This window comes from Mixta theicola (assembly GCF_002895925.1).
In the GTDB taxonomy this organism is placed as follows: Bacteria; Pseudomonadota; Gammaproteobacteria; order Enterobacterales; family Enterobacteriaceae; genus Mixta; species Mixta theicola.
In genome coordinates, this window is the sequence record NZ_NWUO01000010.1 from 126,717 (window position 1) to 150,092 (window position 23,376).

Genomic DNA, 23,376 nt, shown 5'->3' on the forward strand with positions numbered 1-23,376 from the left:
ATGCTGATGAAAACCTATACAGCCGCGCCCGGAACCGCGACGAACACCTCGGGGATTGTGCTGGATAATCTGCGGGTCGCCTACCACGATCGGGTGGTGCTGAAACCGCTGTCGCTAACCATCGAACCGGGCGAAGTACTGGCGCTGATCGGCCCGTCCGGTTCGGGAAAAACCACCGTGCTGCGCGCCATCGCCGGATTTGTCCCGCCGGCCAGCGGGCGCATTTTTATGGGGGATCGCGATATTACCCGCCTTCCGCCTTACAAACGCGGCCTTGGCATGGTGGTGCAAAACTATGCCCTGTTCCCGCACCTTAAGGTGGAGGACAATGTCGCCTTTGGCCTGCGCGCGCGGAAACTGCCAAAAGCGCTGACGAACGAGCGCGTGCAGCAGGCGCTGAAAAGCGTCGGCATGGTGGATTTCGCCACCCGCTATCCGCATCAGCTCTCCGGCGGTCAGCAGCAGCGCGTGGCGATTGCCCGCGCTCTGGCCACCAAACCTCAGGTATTGCTGCTCGATGAACCGCTCTCTGCGCTCGACGCGCAGATTCGGCACAATATGGTGGAAGAGATTGCACGCCTGCATCGCGAGTTGCCGGAGATGACCATCCTTTACGTCACGCACGATCAGACCGAAGCGCTGACGCTGGCGGACAAAATCGGCATCATGAAGGATGGTTCAATGGTGGCGTACGGCGAAACGCATGCGCTCTACAGGCAGCCGCCTAACCGCTTTGCCGCTGAGTTTCTTGGGCGCGCCAATATTCTGGGCGCAACGGTGCTGGAGCTGAAGTCGCAGGCAGGTGAAACCCTGGTCAGCTGCGGCGGCACGCTGGTAAACGTTGTGACGCCGGGTATTCTGCACAGCCGCAATAAGCTGCTGTGCGTGCGTCCGCAACATATTACGCTGCATAAACGCTCTGAACGCAGCAACCGCCTCGACGCCACGCTGAAATCGCTGCACTGGCAAGGCGATTTGACCCATCTGCTATGCGATGTGGCGGGCGAAACGGTGCGTGTCGTGTTAACCCAGCTTAATCCGTTGCCGCAGGCGGGCGATCGTCTGGCGCTGTGGTTTGAGCCGGATGATGCCGTGCTGCTTGAGGTGGGCCATGTCTGAAAACATCGCTCTTACGCGCCCGGCGTCGTCGGGCATGGCGCTCAAACGCCTCAGAAGTTACGGCTGGCTGCTGTTGCCGTTGCTGGTGTTGACGACGCTGTTCTTTTATCCGCTGCTGCTGATCGTGCAGCAGGCGCTGCACGACGAAAGCGGGCAGATCGGCTTTAGCTCTTTCTGGCAGGTGCTGGAGTCCCGACGCTTTGTCAGCGCGCTGCTCGATACCGTGCAAATTGCCCTTTTTACCACGCTCGGCTGCCTGACGCTGGGCAGCGTGATGTCGCTGATTCTGGTGTTTATTCCCTTCACCGGCAGCCGCCTTATCGGCCTGGTAATCGACACTTTTATCGCCCTGCCGACCTTTCTCATTACGCTGGCGTTCACCTTTATTTATGGCTCAGCGGGCCTAATCAACGGCGGCCTGATGACCTTTTTCGATTTTGATTTGCCGCCGGTGAATTTTCTTTATTCGATGTGGGGCGTGATTCTGGCGGAAATTACCGTTTTCACGCCGCTGGTAATGCGTCCGCTGATGGCAGCGCTGCGCCAGATCGACCGCAGCCAGCTGGAAGCCGCCAGCGTGCTGGGCGCTCGTCCGCTGCGGGTTATCGCGCAGGTGATCTTTCCGGCAGCGCTGCCTGCACTATTAGCGGGCGGTAGTTTGTGTCTGCTGCTGTCAACGAATGAGTTTGGCATCGTGCTGTTTATTGGCGCTAAGGGCGTGAATACGCTACCGATGATGGTTTACAGCAAGGCGATCCTTGAATCGGATTACATCGCCGCCTGCGCCATCGCGGTGGTCAACATTCTGCTGTCCATCGGCCTGTTCATGCTGTATCGCCTCGTCGTCTCTCGCGCCGGGGTAAGGAGCTCATCATGTTAGTCTGGTCGCCGGTCGCTCGCAGGATGACCAGCATTGTCGCGGTCACGCTGTTTACGGTTTTCTTCCTGTTGCCGTTGCTGGTGATTTTATTCTCCAGCCTGAGCCAGCAGTGGAACGACTTTTTGCCGTCAGGCTTCACCTTCGATCATTTCATCAACGCCTTTCGCGGCGCAGCCTGGGATTCGCTGCTTGCCAGCCTGATCGTGGGCTTTGTCGCCAGCATATTCGCCTTGTTCTGCGGAAGCTGGGCGGCGCTGGCGCTGCGTCAGTACGGCCCCCGACTGCAAAAAAGCCTCTCTATCCTCTTCTTTCTGCCGAGCGCGGTGCCCTCGGTGTCGGTGGGCTTAGGGTTGCTGGTGGCGTTCAGCCAGGGGCCGCTGCAGATGAACGGCACCTTGTGGATGGTGCTGACGGCGCACTTCGTGTTGATTTCCGCGTTCAGCTTCAGCAACATCTCAACCGGCCTGGTGCGTATTTCAGCCGATATCGAAAACATGGCGTCGAGCCTTGGCGCGTCGCCCTGGTATCGCCTGCGCCGCGTTACGCTGCCGCTGCTGATGCCGTGGATGCTCTCCGCACTGGCGCTCAGTTTGTCGCTGTCGATGGGGGAGTTGGGCGCAACCGTGATGATCTACCCGCCAGGCTGGATAACCTTGCCGGTCACTATCTTCAGCCTGACCGATCGCGGCAGTATTGCGGATGGTTCCGCACTGACCATTTTGCTGGTGGCGGTGATTTTGTGGCTGACGGTGAAGCTGGAAAGGCTGGCAAAACGGCTGGCTTCGCCCTGAATAAAAGCGCTCGCCTTGCGGTGAGCGCTTTACGCTGAACAGGGTATTCAACAAGCCTGAGCGGGGCGGCGGTAATAATTCAGGTTCATCGCTGGCGCATTTATTGACGACCTTTGTCAGAGCGTTGCGTGCATCATGTTCGCCAGATCATTCGCAGGCGTCTCAAAAATTCCTTCTACCTTCCTTTATATAGTCGCGATAGAATGCTGCCGTCTAAAAACCGTTTTGCTGTATAAAAAGAGACCAGCAAAATTAAAACAGGATAAGCAGCAGGATAATAAATCCGGTGATAATGGTAATGGTCTTTATAAAACAGAAGGTTAAGGATTAATGCGGATATTACTGAGTAACGATGATGGGATCCATGCGCCAGGTATTCAGACGTTGGCAAAAGCCCTGCGTGAAATTGCCGAGGTGCAGGTGGTCGCGCCCGATCGTAACCGCAGCGGCGCCTCCAACTCGCTGACGCTGGAAACCCCGTTACGTACTTTTACTTATCCCAATGGCGATATTGCCGTGCAGATGGGCACGCCTACCGACTGCGTATTCCTTGGCGTCAATGCGCTGATGCGCCCAAAGCCGGATATTGTGGTTTCCGGGATTAATGCCGGGCCTAATTTAGGCGATGACGTGATCTATTCCGGAACGGTAGCGGCAGCGATGGAAGGGCGGCATTTAGGATTGCCTGCGCTGGCGGTATCGCTGGACGGACAGCATCACTATGAAACCGCCGCCGCGGTAACCTGCGCTATCTTGCAAGGGTTGCTGCGTGAGCCGCTGCGCACCGGACGTATTCTGAATATTAACGTTCCCGATCTGCCGTTGGATCAAATCAAAGGTATTCGTGTCACTCGCTGCGGCAGCCGTCATCCCGCCGATAAAGTCATTCCTCAGCAAGATCCGCGCGGCAATACGCTTTACTGGATCGGCCCGCCGGGCGATAAACATGATGCCGGCCCGGATACCGATTTTGCCGCCGTTGATGAAGGCTATGTTTCCGTTACGGCGTTGCATGTCGATCTGACCGCTCATCAGGCGCAGGAGGTGGTGGCGAGTTGGCTAACGAAAGCCGGGGTCGAGGCGTTATGGTAAGCAGACGCATCGAGGCTTTGCTGGATCAGTTACGTCAGCAGGGCATTGAAGATGAGCTTTTGCTGAAAGCGATTGGCGACGTGCCGCGCGAGCGCTTTGTTGATGAAGCGCTGGAACATCAGGCATGGGAAAACATGTCGCTGCCTATTGGCTCCGGGCAAACCATTTCGCAACCTTATATGGTGGCGAAAATGACCTCTCTGCTGGAGCTGAAGCCGGATTCACGCGTGCTGGAGATCGGCACCGGTTCGGGTTATCAAACGGCCATTCTGGCCCATCTGGTCGATCATGTTTGTTCCGTTGAGCGTATTAAAGGGCTGCAATGGCAGGCGAAGCGCCGGTTGAAACAGTTGGATCTGCATAATGTCTCGACGCGCCACGGCGATGGCTGGCAGGGTTGGGCGGCGCGCGCGCCGTTTGATGCCATCATTGTCACCGCCGCGCCGCCGGAAATTCCTGAAGCTCTGCTGGCTCAGCTTGATGAAGGCGGCATTATGGTTTTGCCGGTTGGAGAAGAGATACAGCTGCTGAAACGCATTCGGCGTAAGGGCGGCGAGTTTATTGTCGATATTATTGAACCGGTACGCTTTGTGCCGCTCGTACAGGGCGATCTCGCCTGATATATCCAGCGCCGGACTACGCATTTCTTCACAACTGTTTAATGGCACAGAAATTGGGTTGTTGCTAGTATCAGCCATTCCATTCATCAGCAATGGATAGCGGACGTGACCTATTACGTTCGTCGTTTCAAGGCTCGTCACAGGTTTGTTATCACGGGGGATAAATGAGCACAGGAAGCCCACTTTTTACTTTGAGCCGTCTTGCGGCTGTTTCATTAATTGGATTTTGGCTGACGGGTTGTACTTCTAATGATAACGCTCAGGCTCCTATTAGTACGGTTGGTAGTCGGTCACAGCCGATGGGCGATAATGCCACCTCTGGCGGCATGCTAAACGGCGCGCCATCCTCCAGACCCGTATTTGCGTCCGGTTCGAATAGTAGCAATGCTAATGTAATAACGCAGAATGGTCGTATCGTTTATAACCGCAGTTATGAGAATATTCCGAAAGGTAGCTATAGCGGTGAGACATATACCGTTAAACGAGGCGATACATTGTTCTATATTGCCTGGATTACCGGCAATGATTTTCGCGATTTAGCCCAGCGCAATAATATCGCTGCGCCTTACAACCTCAACGTGGGTCAGGCTTTGCAGGTTGGTAACGGCTCAGGTTCGCCGATTACCGGTGGAAATGCGATTACGGTAGCGGATGCTACGCAGGGAGGTGTACCGACTCCTCCAGGCTCGACACAAATCAAATCTCCTACGGTTGCGCAGCAACCGGTTATTACGTATTCTGATGATTCAGGAAAATCAGGTGGGGGCAAAATGTTGCCTTCAGCGGGGAATACAACTGTTGCAACGACAACAGCCCCGGTTACCGCACCGCCGACGGTGAGCAGTACAACGTCCAGTTCAACCCCTGTGGCTGGTTGGCGTTGGCCTACCGACGGTAAGATTATCGATAACTTCTCTGCTGCAGAAGGTGGCAATAAAGGTATCGATATCGCAGGATCGCGAGGACAGCCAGTGGTTGCCACCGCATCCGGTCGTGTAGTGTATGCAGGTAATGCGCTGCGCGGTTACGGTAATCTGATTATCATCAAACATAATGATGATTACTTGAGTGCCTACGCCCATAACGACACTATGCTGGTCCGGGAACAACAAGAAGTTAAGGCGGGGCAGAAAATAGCTACTATGGGTAGCACCGGAACCAGTTCAGTTAGATTACATTTTGAAATTCGTTACAAGGGGAAATCCGTCAACCCGTTGCGTTATTTACCGCAGCGATAAACGGGCAGAGCCTTGAAGTTCTGCCCAGAGATCACGGGTAGGAGCCGCTTATGAGCCAGAATACGCTGAAAGTTAACGAGTTACATGAAGATGCGGAATTCGACGAGAACGGAGCTGAGATTTTCGACGAGAAGGCTCTTGTTGAAAATGAACCTGGTGATAATGAACTAGCTGAAGAAGAGTTGTTGTCACAGGGTGCGACGCAACGTGTTTTAGATGCGACGCAGCTTTACCTCGGTGAGATTGGTTATTCGCCACTTTTAACGGCAGAGGAAGAGGTTTTCTTCGCTCGCCGCGCATTGAAAGGCGACATACCTTCTCGTCGTCGCATGATTGAAAGTAACTTACGACTGGTGGTAAAGATTGCTCGTCGTTACAGCAATCGTGGTCTGGCGCTGTTGGACCTGATTGAAGAGGGCAACCTTGGCTTGATTCGTGCTGTTGAGAAGTTTGACCCGGAGCGTGGGTTCCGTTTCTCAACATACGCCACCTGGTGGATTCGTCAAACGATTGAACGGGCAATTATGAACCAAACCCGTACCATTCGTCTGCCGATTCACATCGTCAAGGAGTTGAACGTTTATCTGCGCACCGCGCGTGAACTGTCGCACAAGCTGGATCATGAGCCGAGTGCGGAAGAGATCGCCGAGCAGCTGGATAAACCGGTTGATGACGTAAGCCGTATGTTGCGTCTCAACGAACGCATTACCTCAGTTGATACGCCGTTAGGCGGTGATTCTGAGAAAGCGCTGCTGGACATTCTGGCCGATGAGAAAGATAACGGCCCGGAAGACACCACGCAGGACGATGACATGAAACAGAGCATCGTTAAGTGGCTGTTTGAATTGAATGCTAAGCAGCGTGAAGTACTGGCGCGTCGTTTCGGCCTGTTAGGCTACGAAGCGGCAACGCTTGAGGATGTGGGCCGTGAAATCGGTCTGACCCGCGAGCGTGTACGTCAGATTCAGGTTGAAGGTCTGCGTCGTCTGCGTGAAATTCTGCAGGCGCAGGGCCTGAGCATTGAAGCTCTGTTCCGCGAGTAACAATGTTCCTGCAATAAGGTAATGCGAAAGCGGTGGTCTCAGACCACCGCTTTTTTATTGCCTGTATGCAGCGTGAAGGCCGGGCTGTTTACAGCAGCGATTTGAGCCGATAAATCCATTCCAGCGCCTGACGCGGCGAAAGCGTATCGGGATCTAACGCTGCCAGCGCCTCAACCGCGGGCGAAGTCTCTTCGACCAGCAGCGGCAGCTGTGGGCCATCAGCGTTCGTTGCCGCAGCCGTGCCCGATAACGCCTCCAGCTCTTTCAGTTTTTGCCGTGCGCGCTTAATTACCTCTTTCGGTACGCCCGCCAGCGCGGCAACCGCCAGGCCATAGCTTTTACTGGCCGCGCCTTCCTGTACGCTGTGCATAAAAGCGATGGTATCCCCATGCTCCACGGCATCCAGATGGACGTTGGCTACGCCTTCCATTTTTTCAGCCAGGGTTGTCAGCTCAAAATAGTGGGTAGCGAACAGCGTCATGGCCTTAATACGGCTGGCAAGGCTCTCGGCACAGGCCCAGGCAAGGGAAAGACCGTCATAGGTTGAGGTTCCCCGACCAATCTCATCCATCAACACCAGGCTGTGTTCGGTTGCGTTATGCAGAATATTCGCGGTTTCGGTCATCTCCACCATAAAGGTTGAGCGGCCTGAAGCGAGATCGTCCGCCGCACCGACGCGCGTAAAGATACGATCGACCGGGCCGATAGTCGCCTGCTCTGCCGGAACAAAGCTGCCGATACAGGCCATCAGCACGATCAGCGCCGTTTGCCGCATATAGGTACTTTTACCGCCCATATTCGGACCGGTAATCACCAGCATACGGCGCTGCGGCGAAAGCGAAAGCGGATTGGCAATAAAGGGCTCTTTCAGCACCTGTTCTACCACCGGATGACGGCCACCGGAGAGTTTGATTCCGGGCTTATCGCTTAATATCGGGCGCGTATAGTTTAGCGTCCAGGCGCGTTCGGCCAGGTTGGTTAACACATCCATCTCGGCCAGCGCGGCGGCGCTTTGCAGCAGCGCATCCAGGTGCGGCAACAGCAGATCGAAGAGTTCATCGTAGAGCGCTTTTTCCAGCGCCAGCGCCTTACCCTTAGAGGTAAGCACTTTATCTTCGTACTCTTTCAGCTCTGGAATAATGTAACGTTCGGCATTTTTCAACGTCTGGCGGCGCACGTAGTGTATCGGCACCAGATGGCTCTGTCCGCGGCTGACCTGGATGTAATAACCATGTACCGCATTAAAGCCGACCTTCAACGTGTCCAGCCCCAGCTTTTCACGCTCGCGGATTTCAAGACGATCGAGATAATCGGTCGCGCCATCGGCCAGCGCGCGCCATTCATCCAGCTCGGCGTGGTAACCCGGCGCAATCACGCCGCCGTCACGCACCAGTACCGGCGGCGCTTCGATAACGGCGTGCTCCAGCAGCTCGCGAAGTTCGCTAAACTCACCCATCTGCTGGCGCAGCACGGGAAGATGTCCGGCATCCACGTTGGCTAATAAAATGTTCAGTTCCGGCAGCTGTTGGAAGGCGTGACGCATACGTGCCAAATCGCGCGGACGCGCGGTACGTAATGCCAGACGCGCCAGAATTCGTTCTAAATCGCCAACCTGACGCAGTATCGGCTGAAGATCGCCGCTGAGATCCTGCAAGGCGGCAATGCTTTCCTGACGTTGCGTAATGACGCGGCTATCCCTGACGGGCGTATGCAGCCAGCGTTTCAGCATGCGGCTGCCCATCGGCGTGACCGTTTTATCCAGCACGGCGGCCAGCGTGTTATCAACGCCGCCCGCCAGATTCTGGGTAATTTCCAGGTTACGCCGCGTGGCGGCATCCATGATGATGCTGTCCTGCTGGCGCTCCATAGTCAGCGAGCGGATATGCGGCAGCGAGGTGCGCTGCGTATCTTTTACATACTGCAGCAGGCAACCGGCGGCGCGCAGCGCGACATGCGCATTTTCAACGCCGAAACCGATGAGATCGCGCGTGCCGAACTGCAGGTTAAGCTGCTGACGAGCGGTATCCAGTTCATATTCCCAGAGCGGACGACGGCGCATACCGCGGCGATTTTCAATCAGATCCATCGCGGCAAAATTTTCAGGGTAGAGCAGCTCGGCAGGGTTAGTGCGCTGCAGCTCGGCGGCCATCGCTTCGTGGTCTGCCGGTTCGGTCAGCAGGAAGCGGCCCGAACTAATATCCAGCGTGGCATAGCCGAAACCGCGCGCGTCCTGCCAGATAGCCGCCAGTAAATTGTCCTGGCGTTCGTTAAGCAGGGCTTCATCGCTAATGGTACCCGGCGTGACGATGCGCACCACTTTGCGCTCTACCGGCCCTTTGCTCAGCGCCGGATCGCCAATCTGTTCGCAAATAGCCACCGACTCGCCCAGCTGCACCAGCCTGGCCAGATAGTTTTCCACGGCGTGATAAGGCACGCCCGCCATGGGGATCGGCTCACCGGCGGAGGCACCGCGCTTAGTCAGGGAAATATCCAACAGTTGAGACGCGCGTTTGGCATCGTCATAAAACAGTTCATAGAAATCACCCATGCGATAAAACAGCAGGATGTCGGGATGCTGTGCCTTCAGACGAAGATACTGCTGCATCATGGGAGTATGGGCGTCAATGCCATTTGGTTCTTTACTTTTCAATGTATTAAGCTCTCTTCTTTATTTCCTGGGGCGCTATTGGGGCTTTTTTATCATGTCCCATTGCTTCCAGCGATTCCCAAATCCGTAAATTTTCTGCGGCACTTTCATTTTCCATTCAGCGGCCATACACATGGATCAACATCAAATAGTCAGCGTGACCCATCTGTTTCGCGATGAATGCAATGTTACCGTGGGCCATCAGATTCCAGCACGCAAATGGAGCCGGAGTTGGGAGACTGTCCTGTAGCGGATCCCTGAGCGCCGTACTATGTTTTGCTATAACACCCGTATGCTAGTGGTTCGATACAGAATATTAAACTGATTCTTTCTGCATGTGGTCGCCGGTAAGAATACAGGGTGAATATCAATATCCTCTGGTTTTTTATGCAATTCTTTCATTTTTATCCGCAATGCGGGAAGCATCGCAGTAAATTTTCTCTGCTCTGAAAGGGCAGCCACTGTTGATAGGGAAAGCTGAATAGTTCGGATTTCATCAGCCCTGGCTTTGTCATCCGGCTATCTGAGTATTCTATTGAAATGCTTATCTTTTTTTAACAGGAACGACATCCTCTCTGGCCAGGATGCTGACTTCACCGGGGCGGATGCCGGTATAGGAGAGTATTATATTTCTGTGGGATTGATGAATATATGCAGGCTGGGTTCTTCTGTCGTCTTCGCGAGTGAGCGGATCCGGGGGGATGTTGACTTTTTGGCCGGACGAAGCTCATCAGATAAATTATTTCTGGTATACCCGTTTTGTTCAGCAAAATGCAAAAAAGTCATTGCTGCCATGTAGTAGTGTGGCATTTACTGCACGCGTATTAAGTAACTCAGAACGCAGGCGCATAGGGAATATTGCAGCATTCGGGCATTACAATGACAACCATCCCACAGCGTGCTGGGATGCCTCTCGCCGAGAGAATATCGACGCCAGCGGGTAAACTTAACTTAGAGACAAAAGCTGTCTGGAGATGGCGGGTTAAGATCGGTTTCATTACGCTTTCATGCTGATGGATCTGAATTTCAGCTTTTTACTATGTCAGTTTACTGAAATAGTGCAGATCGGGTTTTTTCCTCCAGGTGTATTTCCAGGGCGATGGCCCGCTCTTTGCCTATATTAAGCGGCTTACCAAATCTTGTTATATCAATACCTGCATGGCGGAGTAATCGTTCGATAGCAACCGTTGTTACGGTGACATATTTATCTATACCTTTCTCATCAGCGAACGTAACAATCTTTCTCATTGCTTCCATCGCGCGTTGAGCAAAACCAAAGTTACAATCGCTCTCAGTTTCAATAGCAAATCGGCTCAACTCCCAGACACGTTCACTGACCGGAGCCCGTTCACCATGCAGTAGTTCTGGAAAGGTATCCTTCAGCATATATGGGCCTTCTGTTGGTAATAAACGCCAGCAGCCGCAAACATCATCTGTTTTATTACGGATGACCATGTAATAAGGGTCAAGAGCATCATAGCCATCAATCTCCATGCCGCTTAATATGGGTACTTCCCAGCCCATACGATCTTTAAACACTTTGGCTCGTAATTTATGAATGTCACACAGTTCGACTTTATTTAATTTATTACGTGGTTCAATTATGATGCTGGATTCCATATGAATCATTTCCTTATATAATGCGAGAGCTTTCTGGTGTTGGTTAATTTATTTTATTTTTTAAATTCGGGTTACTAGCAGTCCTGATAGGGCAAGGGCTTTTGATGGGGTAATTCCTGCCAAAAGTTAATTAAAACAAGAGGTTATTTTTTGTTCCTTTTCAATGGATCATTTTAGCTATCGCTTTTTAGTTTGATTAATATACTTAACGCGTTGAAATAAATATTTTTATTCTGCTTTGCTATTTGTTACCTATCAACTTTGCTAGGTTTCATCTGTAGAAGATCATGCTTTAATACCAGCATCAACTTTTCAGCTTATATCCTGAATTTTGTTAAGCATGGATACGGGTCCTGGATATAAATGGATTTAAATATTCCAAAGTGGGAAATATTGTCAGGAATTTAAAAATGATTACGTTAGAGCATCAAGAATATAAAAGAGTATTAATAACCGGTGCCACTGGTGGGATTGGCAAATCAATTGCGCAAAGGCTCTGCCAGGACGGCTTTTCACCCATTTTAGTTGCGCGCTCTGCAGAGCGGCTGATGCAACTGGCTCGGGATCTGAGCCTGCAGCACCCGCATCTTGATGTTATTAGTGAAGTTTGTGATGTCTCAGTTTCGGCTGATGTGCGGGATCTTTTTAAGCGCTTAGAGAAGCGTGAAATCATGATTAACGTGTTAGTTAATGGTGCTGGCATATCGGGTGGCGGTATTACGTCTATGATTAGCGACGAACTATGGCTAAATGTCATTAATACTAATATGAACGGTATGTTCTACTTCACGCGTGAATTGCTGCGTTTAGCCATGATGCCTTACGGTGGACGCATTATTAACATCGCATCAACGGGCGGGAAACAAGGGGTAATTCACGGTGCGCCTTATTGCGCATCCAAACACGGTATGGTGGGGTTTAGTAAATCCCTGGGGCTTGAACTGGCACGTAATAATTCAGGTATTACCGTTAATGCCATTTGTCCGGGATTTGTTGAAACGGATATGGCAGAAAGGGTCAGAGAACATTATGCCGCTATCTGGGGAGTAGAGAAGGAAGTGGCAAAGCGGCGGGTGGAAGAAAGAATTCCGCTTGGAAGATATATCACAGCGGATGAAGTAGCTGCCATGGTTTCATATATTGCTTCACCAGTATCCAGCGGCATTACCGCACAGGCAATAAATGTTTGCGGCGGACTTGGTAATTACTGATTTTACCAAGGGAATAGTATGTGCAGCTGGACTGATATATGGATTGCGAAAATAAAAGAAACAGATGAAATTTCTATATTAGCACTGCTGAGGAAAGAAGACCGTAAACGTTACGAGCAAATAATTCCGCCCGACAGAAAACGTAATTTTGCATTTAGAAGAGCAGTGTTAGATTTTGTACTGCATCATTATGTTAATTCATACACGATTATTCATGATGCAAAGGGTAAGCCATATATTGTTTCTGCAGAAGATAGCGAAAAAATTTTCTTTAGCAGCAGCTCTTCGGCTGAATTATGTGTGGTGGCAGTTTCAGGCGAGATGATTGGTGTCGATCTTGAAAGAAAACGACAAACAGTTAATCTGGTTAGCATTTGTGATGAATATTTAGCAGCATTTCGCGATACAGATGATATATGGAAAAAAAGCCGGGTCGTTAAGCAATTAGCAGCATGTGCATGGTGCCGGATGGAGTCATTCATTAAGCTTAATGGTTTAACCTTGCATGCGATGCTATTTGGTAAACAGAATAAATTATCTGACAAGCACGCAGAAATAATCAGCGCAGATACTATTATTACTGGTGATGACTATGTCTGTGCAATATCGCAATTAGAACATGTTGAGTCGAAAAATATTTATCACATCAGTTTTGAGAAAATCCATCGTGAATGAGAAAAAAAGAATTGTTGATTTAAGTGTGGATATAGACCCGGATTTTTGGGAGCCGCAAAAAATAACGCGAAAAATTGTTAATCACAAGTCTGGGGCAGATAAATTAGGTAAAAGCTATTTATATTTCCAGTCAGTAAGCTTTTTACGTCGCCTCTGGATGAAAATAGTAAAACCTAAGAAATACTATATTGATCACAGAGACTTTCCGGATGGTATGGGGCTTTCTTTAATGACTTATAGTCTGACAACGCATACGGGAACACATATTGATGCTCCTTATCATTACGGCTGGCGGTCAGATAAAAACGGGTTACAAAAGACAGTAACGGATATTCCTCTTTCCTGGTGTTATGGTCGCGGTGTCTTGCTCGATTTTTCTGATGGGAATACGGTTATTGATTCAGATAATGTGCAAAAAAAACTGGCTGAAACAGGCCATGAACTGATGAGTGGCGATATTGTTCTGATCAACACTGGCGCTTATAAAAAACTGGGTAAACGTGAATATTTTACAGATTATCAGGCAGTTAATATTAGCGCCCTGGCCTGGCTTATCGAACGAGGCGTTCGTGTTATTGGTACTGATGCTTTTAGCTTTGATCGACCTTTTTGCGACATGATCGCTGATTATAAACGTTCGGGAAATAAAGATGTGCTATGGCCTGCTCATTTTTTTGGCAGAGACCATGAATACCTACAGATTGAGCGATTAGGTAATCTTGAGGGATTGCCAAACGCTACCGGTTTTAAGGTTTGTTGTTTTCCTGTTAAGTTAAAAAATGCGGATGCTGCGTGGAGCAGAGTGGTCGCTATTATTGATTAGTTAAGTTTTTTCTAATTATCATCTTTTTCAAAAAATAGAGTTTACTTGCGGAGATATTAGTGGTGAATAAAGAGTTGACGAAGCCTTATCCGAACAAATGCTATTTGCCATTTGTTCTGTATCCACCCGGTATGCATAAAAATATGGAAGGTAGCGATTTTGTTACCAATCACGTTAATATGGAACAGGATGGCGTTGATTTTACTTTATATATTGGTATTCCTTTTTGCCGGAAGCGTTGTAAGTCTTGCCCTTATTTCATTAAATTACTACCAGAAAATGATAAGCGAAATCGGGAGGATGAGTTTGTCGATGCTTTGCTTAAAGATATGAAAAAGTGGTCCCGGTTTAAAAAATTTGGGGAAGGGAATCTGAAAAGCATTTTCATCGGTGGAGGGACCGGGAGTATTTTAAAAACAGAAAATATTAAGCGTATAGTTGATGCTGTTTTTGATAATTTTCAGGTTGATAAAGAGTATGAATTTACCCTGGAAGGTAATGCCCGGGATTTTGATGATGAAAAAATAAATTATGTTGCAGGTTCACATATTAACCGTTTAAGCCTTGGGGTGCAGTCCTTCCATCCGGAGATTCTGGAAATTGTAGGATCACCCCATGCCGCTGAGGATAGCATAAGGGTTATTCGTGATTTTCAGGAGAAAGGCCTTACTAATATCCAGATGGATTTGATGTATAACATGCCAGGGCATACTCTGAGTATCTGGAAAAGTGATTTGAGGAAACTCAATGAATTAGGTGTGAAACATTTTACCATTTATCTTTACCGAATTCATAACGAGACTCCGCAAAGCCAGCTTATAAATCGTGGAAAGGTACAGAAACCAGAAAACCCTGAAAATTCCATGGTCAAGGCTATGTATCGTGAAGCAAAAGAGATGGCAGAAAATATGGGATATAAGATGTATATGATGGACCATTTTTGCAAGCCTGGTTATGAAAATAAATACAACCATTCCAACTGGAAGATTGATAACGATACCCTGGCAATTGGACCCGGCTCATATAGCTATTTTGATGGTTATCGTCTTGGGACTGAAGCTGATGTTGAAAAATACATTGAGTATGTTAACCGTGATGAGTTTTTAATTAGTTCTGTCACAGAGTATATGCCTGCCCGCGTGCAGCGGGAACGCCATGTTGTTTTTTCTCTGGTATATTTTAAAATAGAATATAAGTTTTATTACAATAAATTTGGCACGCAATTCCTTGATGACTTCGCTGAAGAAGTTGAACGTTTAGAGCGTAAAGGGCTGGTAGAACTTAACGATGATTGCATGCAGCTAACTGAGCTCGGTTTAATTTGGCATGCAAACGTTATTCTGGAATTTTTTAATTCTGCATTTTGGGGAGATACTGATTCTCTTAATGAGAAAAACTGGTCCCTGAATGGCGTGATGGTGGAGGTTGGGGCGCGAGAGCGTTCATATTGGCTGGGAGATAAGAACGATACTTCTCCTTTATTAAACATCAACAGTAAAAAGGAATTAGACTATGTCTCATAATGTGAAATTTATTGCCTCTTACCAGGTAACAACGCATGCAACTGCTGAAACTATCTGGGCGCTGTGGGCTGATGTCAACAATTGGGATAAATGGGATTCAGGAATAAATAATGCTGAACTGCATGATGAATTCAAGGCAGGAAATAAATTTTCACTGACTCCGCAAGGTGGAGAACCCATTTTAGTTACACTAAAAACGGTAACCCCACAGAAAGAATTTTCAGATGAAACTATATTGCCGTTCGGTGTGCTGAGAAACATTCATTATATAGAGGAAATTGGTCAGCAGATTACGGTTACACATGAAGTTCAGGCCGAAATTTCACAGGAGGCATATGGATTTTTCAGCAAAGAAATTTGGCCACATATGCAAGGCGGTTTACCTGAATCAGTAAATAATATTCTTTCTCTGGCTGTAAAAAAATAAATAAAAACCGGCTTGATTGATGAAGAAATTAATCAGGCTGGATTCATTTAACAGGAGGAGCACGATGGCAAGATACTGGTGTGGCGTTGTGTCGCGAGAACATATTAAGTTCGGTGAACAGGGAGGCTTTTGTCAGGTATGCCATGGAAAACGCGCACCGCTGGCTAGAATGGCCGTAGGCGATGGTATTGTGTTTTATTCCCCCGTTGTGCAGTTTCGTGGAAAAGAAAAATGCCAGAGTTTTACCGCTATTGGTACTGTCATTGGTGAAGAAACCTATCAGTTTCAGATGACGCCGACTTTTGTGCCGTACCGGCGCGATGTCGCCTATCAACCCTGCATTGATGCTCCAATTCATCCCCTTCTTGACAGACTCAGTTTTACTAAAGGGCTAAGTAGCTGGGGGTATAAATTTCGCTTCGGTCATTTTGAAATTACTGACGATGATTTTTCAATGATAGCGCAGGCTATGTTGCCGGATAGCGCTCAGACCGTTCTTAATCCAGCCATTCAGGCACAAACGAGCCAAAATTTGGATCTGTTTTACGATCAAGATTAAGGCGCAAATGAAATCAGGATAAACAAAGCCTTGATGAATGCTTTGTAATAATTTTAATTCTGGAAATATTATGCAGGAAAAAAAAGTTGTCATTACCGGTCTCGGGGTCATTGCACCTAATGGGATCGGCATTGAAAAATTCTGGAGCAATACGCTCAAGGGAATATCTGGGATAAAACCCTATGAATGGGGAAAACGCTTTGGCTTTAAAAGTACGGCAATTGGCCGGATAGATGATTTCTCACCGTTTTTATATGACATCTCTGAACGACAAATTCAAAACAGCGGTCGTTACCTGCAATTTGCACTGGCCGCAGCGCATATGGCGATTTCAGATTCAGGGCTGAGAATAAATGAGATAGAGCGTTTCCGTTTTGGTGTGATGGTCGCCAGTGCGATTGCTGATGCTGCCACTATGGAACAGAACTTGTTACTGATGACCGACAATGGCACCGAAGAAAATGATGCAGACTGGGCTGGGCGACATTTCTACGACAATCTGGATTTTGGCAGCGCGGCCTTCTCAATTGCCAGAAAATACGGTGCTATGGGCCCTGTTTCCAATTTGTCGACAGGATGTACGGCAGGGCTGGACGCATTGGGATTTGCTTTCGAACAAATTCGCAGTGGTAAAGTTGATGTCATGATTGCAGGAGCCAGTGAAGCCCCCCTGTGCCCGCTGTCTGTTGGCTCATTCGAAGCGCTTGGCGCTCTGTCAACCCGCGACTGTGCTGATAAGACACAGACTTCTTGCCCTTTTTCCGCTGAACGTGATGGATTTGTGATCGCTGAGGGGTGCGGCATTTTTGTGCTGGAAGAATATACGCATGCGGTTCAGCGCGGCGCAAAAATTTATGCCGAAGTTGCCGGATACGCGTCGGTTAATAATGCCTGGCATATGACCGACTTGCCATCTGATGGTGAGGCGCTGGCCAGTTGCATATTTGCTGCTTTAAAGGATGCGAAGTGTGGCACTGATGATATTGACCATATCGGCGCACACGGCAGTTCGACGACCCAGAATGATGCGAATGAGACCGGGGCAATTAAGCGTGTATTTGGTGAACGGGCTTACCACATTCCCGTCAATTCGTTAAAAGCTATGACAGGGCACGCTCTGGCCGCCGCGAATGCTATTGAACTGGTCGCTATGTGTCTGGAAATAGAACATCAGACGATTTTCCCAACGATCAACTATCAACAACCCGATGGGCAATGCGACCTTGACTACGTGCCAAATGAAGCAAGGGCGGCATCGATTCGATCGGCTATCAAATTAAGCAGCGGATTCTCAGGGATCCACAGCGCTGTTGTTTTGCAGGCGGGATAATTCATGAAAAAACGTGTTGTTATCACTGGCGTAGGTGCTTTAAGCGCGCTTGGATCCAGTATTGAAGAGATTTGTCTTAATTCTCCTGAACAAAATTGCTCTGGCCCGCATGAGCCTCTTACCTTTTTACGGGTTACGGAATTTGATGGCACAGAAGTTGTGAGTAATCGCCTGAAACGCAAACTGGACAATTTCTCGTTCCATGGCCTGTGTGCAGCAGATATGGCGCTTAAGGCAAGCGGAATACTGGATAGCGATATTGATTTATCCCGAGTTGGAATTTTTGTCGGCAATTGTCTGGGCGGCTGGGGATATGCAGAGCCGAAAATTAAAGCATTGCATACTGAAGGTATGGAGGCTATGGGGCCTTATGTCGCTACCGCCTGGTTTCCTGCCGCGCTGCAGGGACAAATTTCTCTGCAGCATGGCTTGAAAGGCTATTCCAAGACCTTCTCAGCCAGCAGTGTGGCAGGTTTACAAGCTATTGGTTACGGTGTTGAAGCTATCCAGTGCGGGCGTGCCGATATTATTCTCTGCGGTGCATCTGAAGATCTTTCGAGCCCATATGTACGCTCAATGCTGGCTCGCGCTTTTACTCCTGGCGAGGCGAAATCTGGGGTATTTGGCACAGAAACATCAACCGCGTTTGGTGATGGTGCCGCATTCCTGGTACTGGAAGAATATGAAAATGCGATAAAAAGAGGCGCGACAATTTATTGCGAAATTAGCGGATTTGCAGACAGTTTCTGTGCGGAACGCAATTATGCTACTTCCGTTTCGAAATCAATAGACATTTACCGCCATCAGTCATCCGGATGAACCTTACCTGTTTTTAACGGATAGTGTCTTTGAAGTTGAAAATAGCAGTATGAGTAGCCTCCACAATGATATTCGGGCTCCGCTATATATTGGCTCTGGTCGAGAGCATTTTGGCAATATGTTTGCCGTTTCTGGCGTAATGGAAACGGCGTGTGCTGCCCAGGATCTCCGCCATGGTTCCACTCATCCTAAGCGTTTTGATGCCAGCGGGGATTCATCATTACCTTTTAGCAAAGTCATGGTTCGCCGGCTTAGCAAGCAGGGAAGTATTTCAACGCTGAGTTTAAGTTCGGTGTAAAACAATTCAGAAGTAATAGCTATATTTACGATATTTAAGATAGCCAGTATTACTGGTTTTAGCCTGAATTTTTTCGGGGTGTTTAATGATTAATAACAGGAGATTTAATAATGAATGACAATGTTTTTTTAGCAGTCAGAGCGCTACTTGCCAACTATATCGACATTATGGAAGATGAATTAGATATGAATGCCGATCTCGATCTGGTATATGACATGGATTCAACCGAAATGACAGAATTTGCCAAAGAAATTGAAAAGGAATTTGGTATTCCCGCGTCAAAATCCGAACGCGAATCCTGGGAGAGCGGCCAGACCATTTACGCATTTATTCTGGCAAAGCAGCCAGATAACTATCTATGTGCTTAAGGATAATATTATCCTGCATGGAGGCTGTTAATGAAACTTATTTGGCTGTTCCAGTGTGCCGATGATGTCATGAGTAATAAGGTATCAATGGTGACGCCAGCTTGTTCTTACACTTATGCTGATATATGTAAGGCAGTGGCGAAAACTATTTATATGCTTGGAACCCTGGGAGTGAAACGCGGGCAGCAGGTCGTATTAATTCCTGAGCATGATGAAAGTGCTGTAGTATTTATGGCGGCTGCCAGTGCGATCGGTATCCAGATAGTCATGCCCTATAACCTGCAAAATGCAGCGATAGAAGAGTGGGTAAATATTATTCAGACGGTGTCCCCTGACAAGGTGGTTTATCTGCGACGGGATGCGGCTGTTGAAGAACTGAGACGTGCAACGGGTGAAAACACCCGTATTATCGAGTTAGATATATTCGCCGGGAATAATGTAGAAAACGACGCTGAAATTATCGATATTGTGGTGGAAAACCCGGATCCTGTTGAGAACTTTTTAGTTCTGTTTACCAGCGGAACTACCGGTAAAGCCAAAGCAGTCAGTATTTCAGAGTCGCTGGTGTGCAAGCGTGTAGCTTCCGTATCAAGTCAATTAAAATTCAGTCCGGACGCGCGTATTTTTATGTCTGGTCTGATGAACAACACGACTGGCATTATTTTTTCTTTTGGAGCGTTACTGCATGACGCTACGTTGGTTTTTCCCTCTAACCGGGTGATAGAGGATTGGCCACGGCAGGTTGTACTGCATCAGATTACCCATATGATGCTACGACCGGTTGCGCTTCGTCGGTTTGTTGCAGGCATTGGTGAATACGGTGCTGAACTGAGTTGCCTGCGTGTAATAGCTTATGGTGCGGCGGCTCTTTCTAAAGAACTGCTTGAGGAAGCTCGGGTACGTATACCCTGTGAGTGGACTCAGGGATATGGGTTAAGTGAAACGTTTGGCCCATTTTGCTGGCTGAATGAGGAGGATCATCGTCGTAAACTTTATGAGGAGTACATCTATTGCGTGGGAAAACCGGATGATACACTGGATGTCTCCCTGCATTTTACTCACGATGATAAAAATAATGTAGGCGAGGTTGTACTAAGAGGAACGGGCCTGATGGAAGGCTATTATGATATAGCTTCCGGAAAGGTAAAACCAGTCGATGAATATTTTCACACCGGTGATTATGGTCATTTCACAAACAATGGAGAACTGATCCTAAAGGGACGGATTAGCAATACGCTCCTGAGTGAGAATGGTCACAGAATATATCCAGAGGAAGTTGAAAATATTATTGCCGATATTATTGGTATCCATGAGGTACTGCTGGTAAGTCTTCCGGCAGATAATAATCTGGGTAATGTTGCTGTTATTTGTATTTATGGTCCACTGACACAAAAGAGTGATGATGAAATCAGTCAGGCTATTTTGGCACAACTTAGTTCACGCCTCAGTGAAGAAAAATGGCCGGATTATGTTTACCCAAGCCGTACCCCGTTCCCACGGAATAGCAACGATAAGATAATTAAGGGAGTAGTGTTGAAAGGTATCAATGCCGATGCACTTATTAAGCTTTCAATTATGGAGGTAATATAATGGATTATGCTCAGTCGAATTCTATAGTTTGTAATGCAACGCAAGAGGCTGTTTACGCTTTGATTTGTAATTCTCAGCAGTGGCCTCAAGTTTTCGATCCTTGTATCTCGGTGGAAAATCTTGGTTGTAATGAAAACGAAGAATTTATTCGTGTAAAGGCTATGGTTGGCGATGAGCCTATGGTCTGGGAATCAAAACGAGTATTTCGTAAGGAAATATTCGGTATTGACGCTACAATTATTAAACCCATGATGTTTGTTAAAAACATGGTTACCACATGGCGCGTAGTTAAAATGAATCACGCGCAGAGCCTGATTATTCTGGAACACGACTATACGCTGCTGGATGATATTCCTGACTATTCAGCTAAAGTAACCACGCGCGAACAGGCACAGATATTTATCGCTGACGCAATCAACAGAAATTCTACCAGAGAGCTGAAAAATATCAGAGATGCCGTAAAGAAAACGTTTCCCAGGGCGGGAGCTGGAAAACGTCGTTCCACGTCTCATACCATCGTCTGCGATGTTCCTGCCAAAGAAGTTTATAGCACAATTGCTAATGTGAATAATTGGCCAAAAATTTTTGATGCGTGCACATCGGCCGTAGTCAGGGAAAAGAAAGGAAATACCGAACGCGTGCGTATTGAAGCCTGGCAAGATGATCGTGTGGTTGGATGGGATACGCAGCGTAGCTATTTCGATAAGATATACAGAATCGATTTTTCCCTACCGGTACCGATGCCATTTTTAAAAGAAATGAGTGGGCAGTGGCGAGTTATTCCTCTTGATGAACATCGTTGTGTTCTTAACGTGACACGTGAATTTTCATTGCTTGATGATATTACTGCCATTCGTGAGAATATCACTACGCATGAGGAAGCCAGTGAATTTATTAATCAGTTTATTGATAATAATGCGGGCTCGGAGATGCTGGCAATAAAAGAGTTCGTAGAGAAAAAAGATATCACACTATCGTCTTTTACCACTCGCTACTCGTTGCCATTTGCAGCGAAAGAAGTTTACGATCTGCTCTGTAATGTTCATCAATGGCAGGATATTTTACCGCACTGTGAAGGCGTGAAGATGATTTATGAAGATGATAAATATCAGGAATTTATAATGAATGTTATGGGGGGCGCGGGCGAGGAATGTTTTCGTAGTATTCGACAATGCGATAAAGACGCTATGGAAATAACTTATTTCCAGCCTGAACCTCCTGCGGTATTAAAAAATCATAATGGGCGCTGGCTGGTGCGTTCCAGTGGAAATGGTTGTGAGATTATTTCTGAACATTCATTGCATATTGAATCCGAATACTGCAGTACGCTGTTTTCTGATGACGACATCCTGCGTAATAAGCAACGTATCAAAGAACTGATTATGAAAAATAGCAAGGCAACGGTTGAGGCGTGCGGTTATTGGTTGAAAAAACAAAGGATGGCGGCATGAAATCGCCTCTTAAACCCGCTCACCTGCCAGAACATTTGTACCGGCTTTGCTCATATTTTTTACCACGGTTGATGTTTTTGCGGTCAGTGCATGGCGCCCAGATTTCGTGGGGGGATATTACTATCGCACTGCAAGATTTCCCCGCCGGGTTACAGGACCTCAGCTCGGCTGAATTCTGGGAAGAATGGATGCAACGCTGGAACCAACAGGGCTATGAGTATAGCAGGCTTGCCGGAGAGAGTGGTTCGACAGCTGGCGCCAAAGCGGCCTGGCGTAGCGCAGCGGCATGTTTCCACTGGGCTGAATTTATGTACTTTTCCGATCCAGTGCAGAAAACGCAGATGCGTCAGGCAGTAAAAGAGTGTTTTATGAAAAGTCTGGAACATACGAAGCTGCCTCTGAGCACGGGTGAATTTATGTATGGTGACGTGCGTGTTCCTTATTATCTGGTGCTGCCCGATGTGAGTTCGGATAGTAAAAAGAGATGGCCATGCGTAATTTTGTCGAATGGTCTTGATTCCGTTACTGAGGTCGAAGTTTTCGCCTTTGCCGAACAGTTTCTTGCACGTGGTATTGCGGTTTTTATGTTTGATGGGCCGGGACAAGGGATCAACCTGGGCTGTAATTCCATTGATATGCAATTTGAAAATGTAGTTCAAAAGATTATTGCACGTTTGCGATTTGAATCTGCCGTGGATAGTAGCCGGCTCGGTTTTTTTGGCATTAGCTTTGGGGGCTATCTTGCGCTACGCGTTGCCCGTTATTTGGGGACTGAGTTCCGGGCGGTAGTCAATTTATCGGGCGGGCCGAGTCTGTCACCCTATGCAACGCTGCCCCGCCGACTCAAGGAGGATTTCCGCTATGCCTTTATGGGAGGGGATGATGCAGATATGCAGCGTCTTTTTGACCAGCTGAGGCTTACCGAACCGGAACAGAATACGGTAGATACTCTGTCAGTTCATGGTGCATTGGATGATATCTTTCCATTGAAGGAACTACAGCATTTTCATCAGTATTTGGGAATAAATCATCCTCTGAAAATTTATCCAACCGAGGCGCATGTTTGTCTGAATTATATTAGCCAGTACAGCATAGAAGTTTCTGACTGGCTGGAAACGAAATTAGTGAAATCCGCTGATTAACTGAAATAACTCTATTCTAAACCTTAGTGTGGCTTTGTTTTTATATTGATTTATATTATCAGTGGTCGGGCTGCACTTCGCATTATTGAGTGATTAAAATGAATCATTTC

The 23,376-nt window shown here is 48.1% G+C and carries 21 protein-coding genes; 19 read left to right on the plus strand and 2 right to left on the minus strand.

What is annotated here, in order from left to right:
• From phnT to rpoS, 7 genes are all read left to right on the plus strand, one after another.
• On the plus strand, nucleotides 1–1,119 hold the full coding sequence (gene phnT / locus COO59_RS14210; protein WP_103060442.1) for a 2-aminoethylphosphonate ABC transport system ATP-binding subunit PhnT: 1,119 nt from the start codon (nucleotides 1–3) through the stop codon (nucleotides 1,117–1,119).
• Nucleotides 1,112–1,999, plus strand: coding sequence for a 2-aminoethylphosphonate ABC transporter permease subunit (locus COO59_RS14215; RefSeq protein WP_103060443.1), 888 nt, complete (start codon nucleotides 1,112–1,114; stop codon nucleotides 1,997–1,999). The genes phnT and COO59_RS14215 overlap by 8 nt, the downstream gene beginning before the upstream one ends.
• Nucleotides 1,993–2,790 (plus strand): 2-aminoethylphosphonate ABC transport system, membrane component PhnV, encoded by a 798-nt coding sequence (phnV, locus tag COO59_RS14220; protein ID WP_103060444.1) that lies wholly within the window; start codon nucleotides 1,993–1,995, stop codon nucleotides 2,788–2,790. The genes COO59_RS14215 and phnV overlap by 7 nt, the downstream gene beginning before the upstream one ends.
• 330 nt (nucleotides 2,791–3,120) lie before the next feature.
• Nucleotides 3,121–3,882, plus strand: a complete 762-nt coding sequence (gene surE, locus COO59_RS14225; protein ID WP_103060445.1) for a 5'/3'-nucleotidase SurE — start codon at nucleotides 3,121–3,123, stop codon at nucleotides 3,880–3,882.
• The gene (locus tag COO59_RS14230) at nucleotides 3,876–4,502 is read left to right on the plus strand and encodes a protein-L-isoaspartate(D-aspartate) O-methyltransferase (protein WP_103060446.1); all 627 of its coding nucleotides are present in this window, start codon (nucleotides 3,876–3,878) and stop codon (nucleotides 4,500–4,502) included. The genes surE and COO59_RS14230 overlap by 7 nt, the downstream gene beginning before the upstream one ends.
• Nucleotides 4,503–4,666: 164 nt before the next feature.
• The gene (gene nlpD, locus COO59_RS14235; RefSeq protein ID WP_103060447.1) at nucleotides 4,667–5,740 is read left to right on the plus strand and encodes a murein hydrolase activator NlpD; all 1,074 of its coding nucleotides are present in this window, start codon (nucleotides 4,667–4,669) and stop codon (nucleotides 5,738–5,740) included.
• Nucleotides 5,741–5,790: 50 nt separating this feature from the next.
• Nucleotides 5,791–6,783: an RNA polymerase sigma factor RpoS gene (gene rpoS / locus COO59_RS14240; protein ID WP_085070446.1), complete on the plus strand. Its 993-nt coding sequence runs from the start codon at nucleotides 5,791–5,793 to the stop codon at nucleotides 6,781–6,783.
• A gap of 88 nt (nucleotides 6,784–6,871) precedes the next feature.
• Here rpoS and mutS read toward each other — a convergent pair whose 3' ends face one another.
• Nucleotides 6,872–9,391: a DNA mismatch repair protein MutS gene (gene mutS / locus COO59_RS14245; protein WP_103060448.1), complete on the minus strand. Its 2,520-nt coding sequence runs from the start codon at nucleotides 9,389–9,391 to the stop codon at nucleotides 6,872–6,874.
• A gap of 1,086 nt (nucleotides 9,392–10,477) precedes the next feature.
• Entirely contained in the window at nucleotides 10,478–11,050 is a 573-nt protein-coding gene (locus COO59_RS14250) for an acyl-homoserine-lactone synthase (protein ID WP_103060449.1), read from the minus strand.
• A gap of 410 nt (nucleotides 11,051–11,460) precedes the next feature.
• On the opposite strand from COO59_RS14250, the gene COO59_RS14255 reads away from it, so the two are divergent.
• The 12 genes from COO59_RS14255 to COO59_RS14310 all read left to right on the plus strand — a co-directional run bounded on the left by COO59_RS14255 (nucleotide 11,461) and on the right by COO59_RS14310 (nucleotide 23,266).
• Complete coding sequence (locus COO59_RS14255; RefSeq protein ID WP_103060450.1) at nucleotides 11,461–12,261, plus strand: SDR family NAD(P)-dependent oxidoreductase; 801 nt, start codon at nucleotides 11,461–11,463, stop codon at nucleotides 12,259–12,261.
• Between the two features lie 18 nt (nucleotides 12,262–12,279).
• Complete coding sequence (locus tag COO59_RS14260) at nucleotides 12,280–12,936, plus strand: 4'-phosphopantetheinyl transferase family protein (RefSeq protein ID WP_103060451.1); 657 nt, start codon at nucleotides 12,280–12,282, stop codon at nucleotides 12,934–12,936.
• Nucleotides 12,929–13,759 (plus strand): cyclase family protein, encoded by an 831-nt coding sequence (locus COO59_RS14265; protein WP_205960871.1) that lies wholly within the window; start codon nucleotides 12,929–12,931, stop codon nucleotides 13,757–13,759. The genes COO59_RS14260 and COO59_RS14265 overlap by 8 nt, the downstream gene beginning before the upstream one ends.
• 62 nt (nucleotides 13,760–13,821) lie before the next feature.
• Entirely contained in the window at nucleotides 13,822–15,282 is a 1,461-nt protein-coding gene (locus tag COO59_RS14270; protein WP_133158609.1) for a coproporphyrinogen-III oxidase family protein, read from the plus strand.
• Nucleotides 15,272–15,709: an SRPBCC family protein gene (locus COO59_RS14275; protein ID WP_103060454.1), complete on the plus strand. Its 438-nt coding sequence runs from the start codon at nucleotides 15,272–15,274 to the stop codon at nucleotides 15,707–15,709. Before COO59_RS14270 ends, COO59_RS14275 begins: the two co-directional genes overlap by 11 nt.
• A 64-nt stretch (nucleotides 15,710–15,773) precedes the next feature.
• Nucleotides 15,774–16,268, plus strand: a complete 495-nt coding sequence (locus tag COO59_RS14280; protein ID WP_205960872.1) for an EVE domain-containing protein — start codon at nucleotides 15,774–15,776, stop codon at nucleotides 16,266–16,268.
• A gap of 70 nt (nucleotides 16,269–16,338) precedes the next feature.
• Entirely contained in the window at nucleotides 16,339–17,598 is a 1,260-nt protein-coding gene (locus tag COO59_RS14285; protein ID WP_165786519.1) for a beta-ketoacyl-[acyl-carrier-protein] synthase family protein, read from the plus strand.
• 3 nt (nucleotides 17,599–17,601) lie between these two features.
• On the plus strand, nucleotides 17,602–18,417 hold the full coding sequence (locus tag COO59_RS14290) for a beta-ketoacyl synthase N-terminal-like domain-containing protein (protein WP_103060457.1): 816 nt from the start codon (nucleotides 17,602–17,604) through the stop codon (nucleotides 18,415–18,417).
• A 408-nt stretch (nucleotides 18,418–18,825) separates the two neighbouring features.
• Nucleotides 18,826–19,083, plus strand: a complete 258-nt coding sequence (locus COO59_RS14295) for an acyl carrier protein (RefSeq protein ID WP_103060458.1) — start codon at nucleotides 18,826–18,828, stop codon at nucleotides 19,081–19,083.
• Nucleotides 19,084–19,113: 30 nt separating this feature from the next.
• Nucleotides 19,114–20,673 (plus strand): long-chain fatty acid--CoA ligase, encoded by a 1,560-nt coding sequence (locus COO59_RS14300; protein WP_103060459.1) that lies wholly within the window; start codon nucleotides 19,114–19,116, stop codon nucleotides 20,671–20,673.
• Complete coding sequence (locus COO59_RS14305) at nucleotides 20,673–22,124, plus strand: SRPBCC family protein (RefSeq protein WP_103060460.1); 1,452 nt, start codon at nucleotides 20,673–20,675, stop codon at nucleotides 22,122–22,124. Before COO59_RS14300 ends, COO59_RS14305 begins: the two co-directional genes overlap by 1 nt.
• A complete protein-coding gene (locus tag COO59_RS14310) occupies nucleotides 22,121–23,266 on the plus strand; it encodes an alpha/beta hydrolase family protein (RefSeq protein ID WP_103060461.1) in 1,146 nt (381 codons plus the stop codon). The genes COO59_RS14305 and COO59_RS14310 overlap by 4 nt, the downstream gene beginning before the upstream one ends.
• The last annotated feature ends 110 nt before the right edge of the window (nucleotides 23,267–23,376 follow it).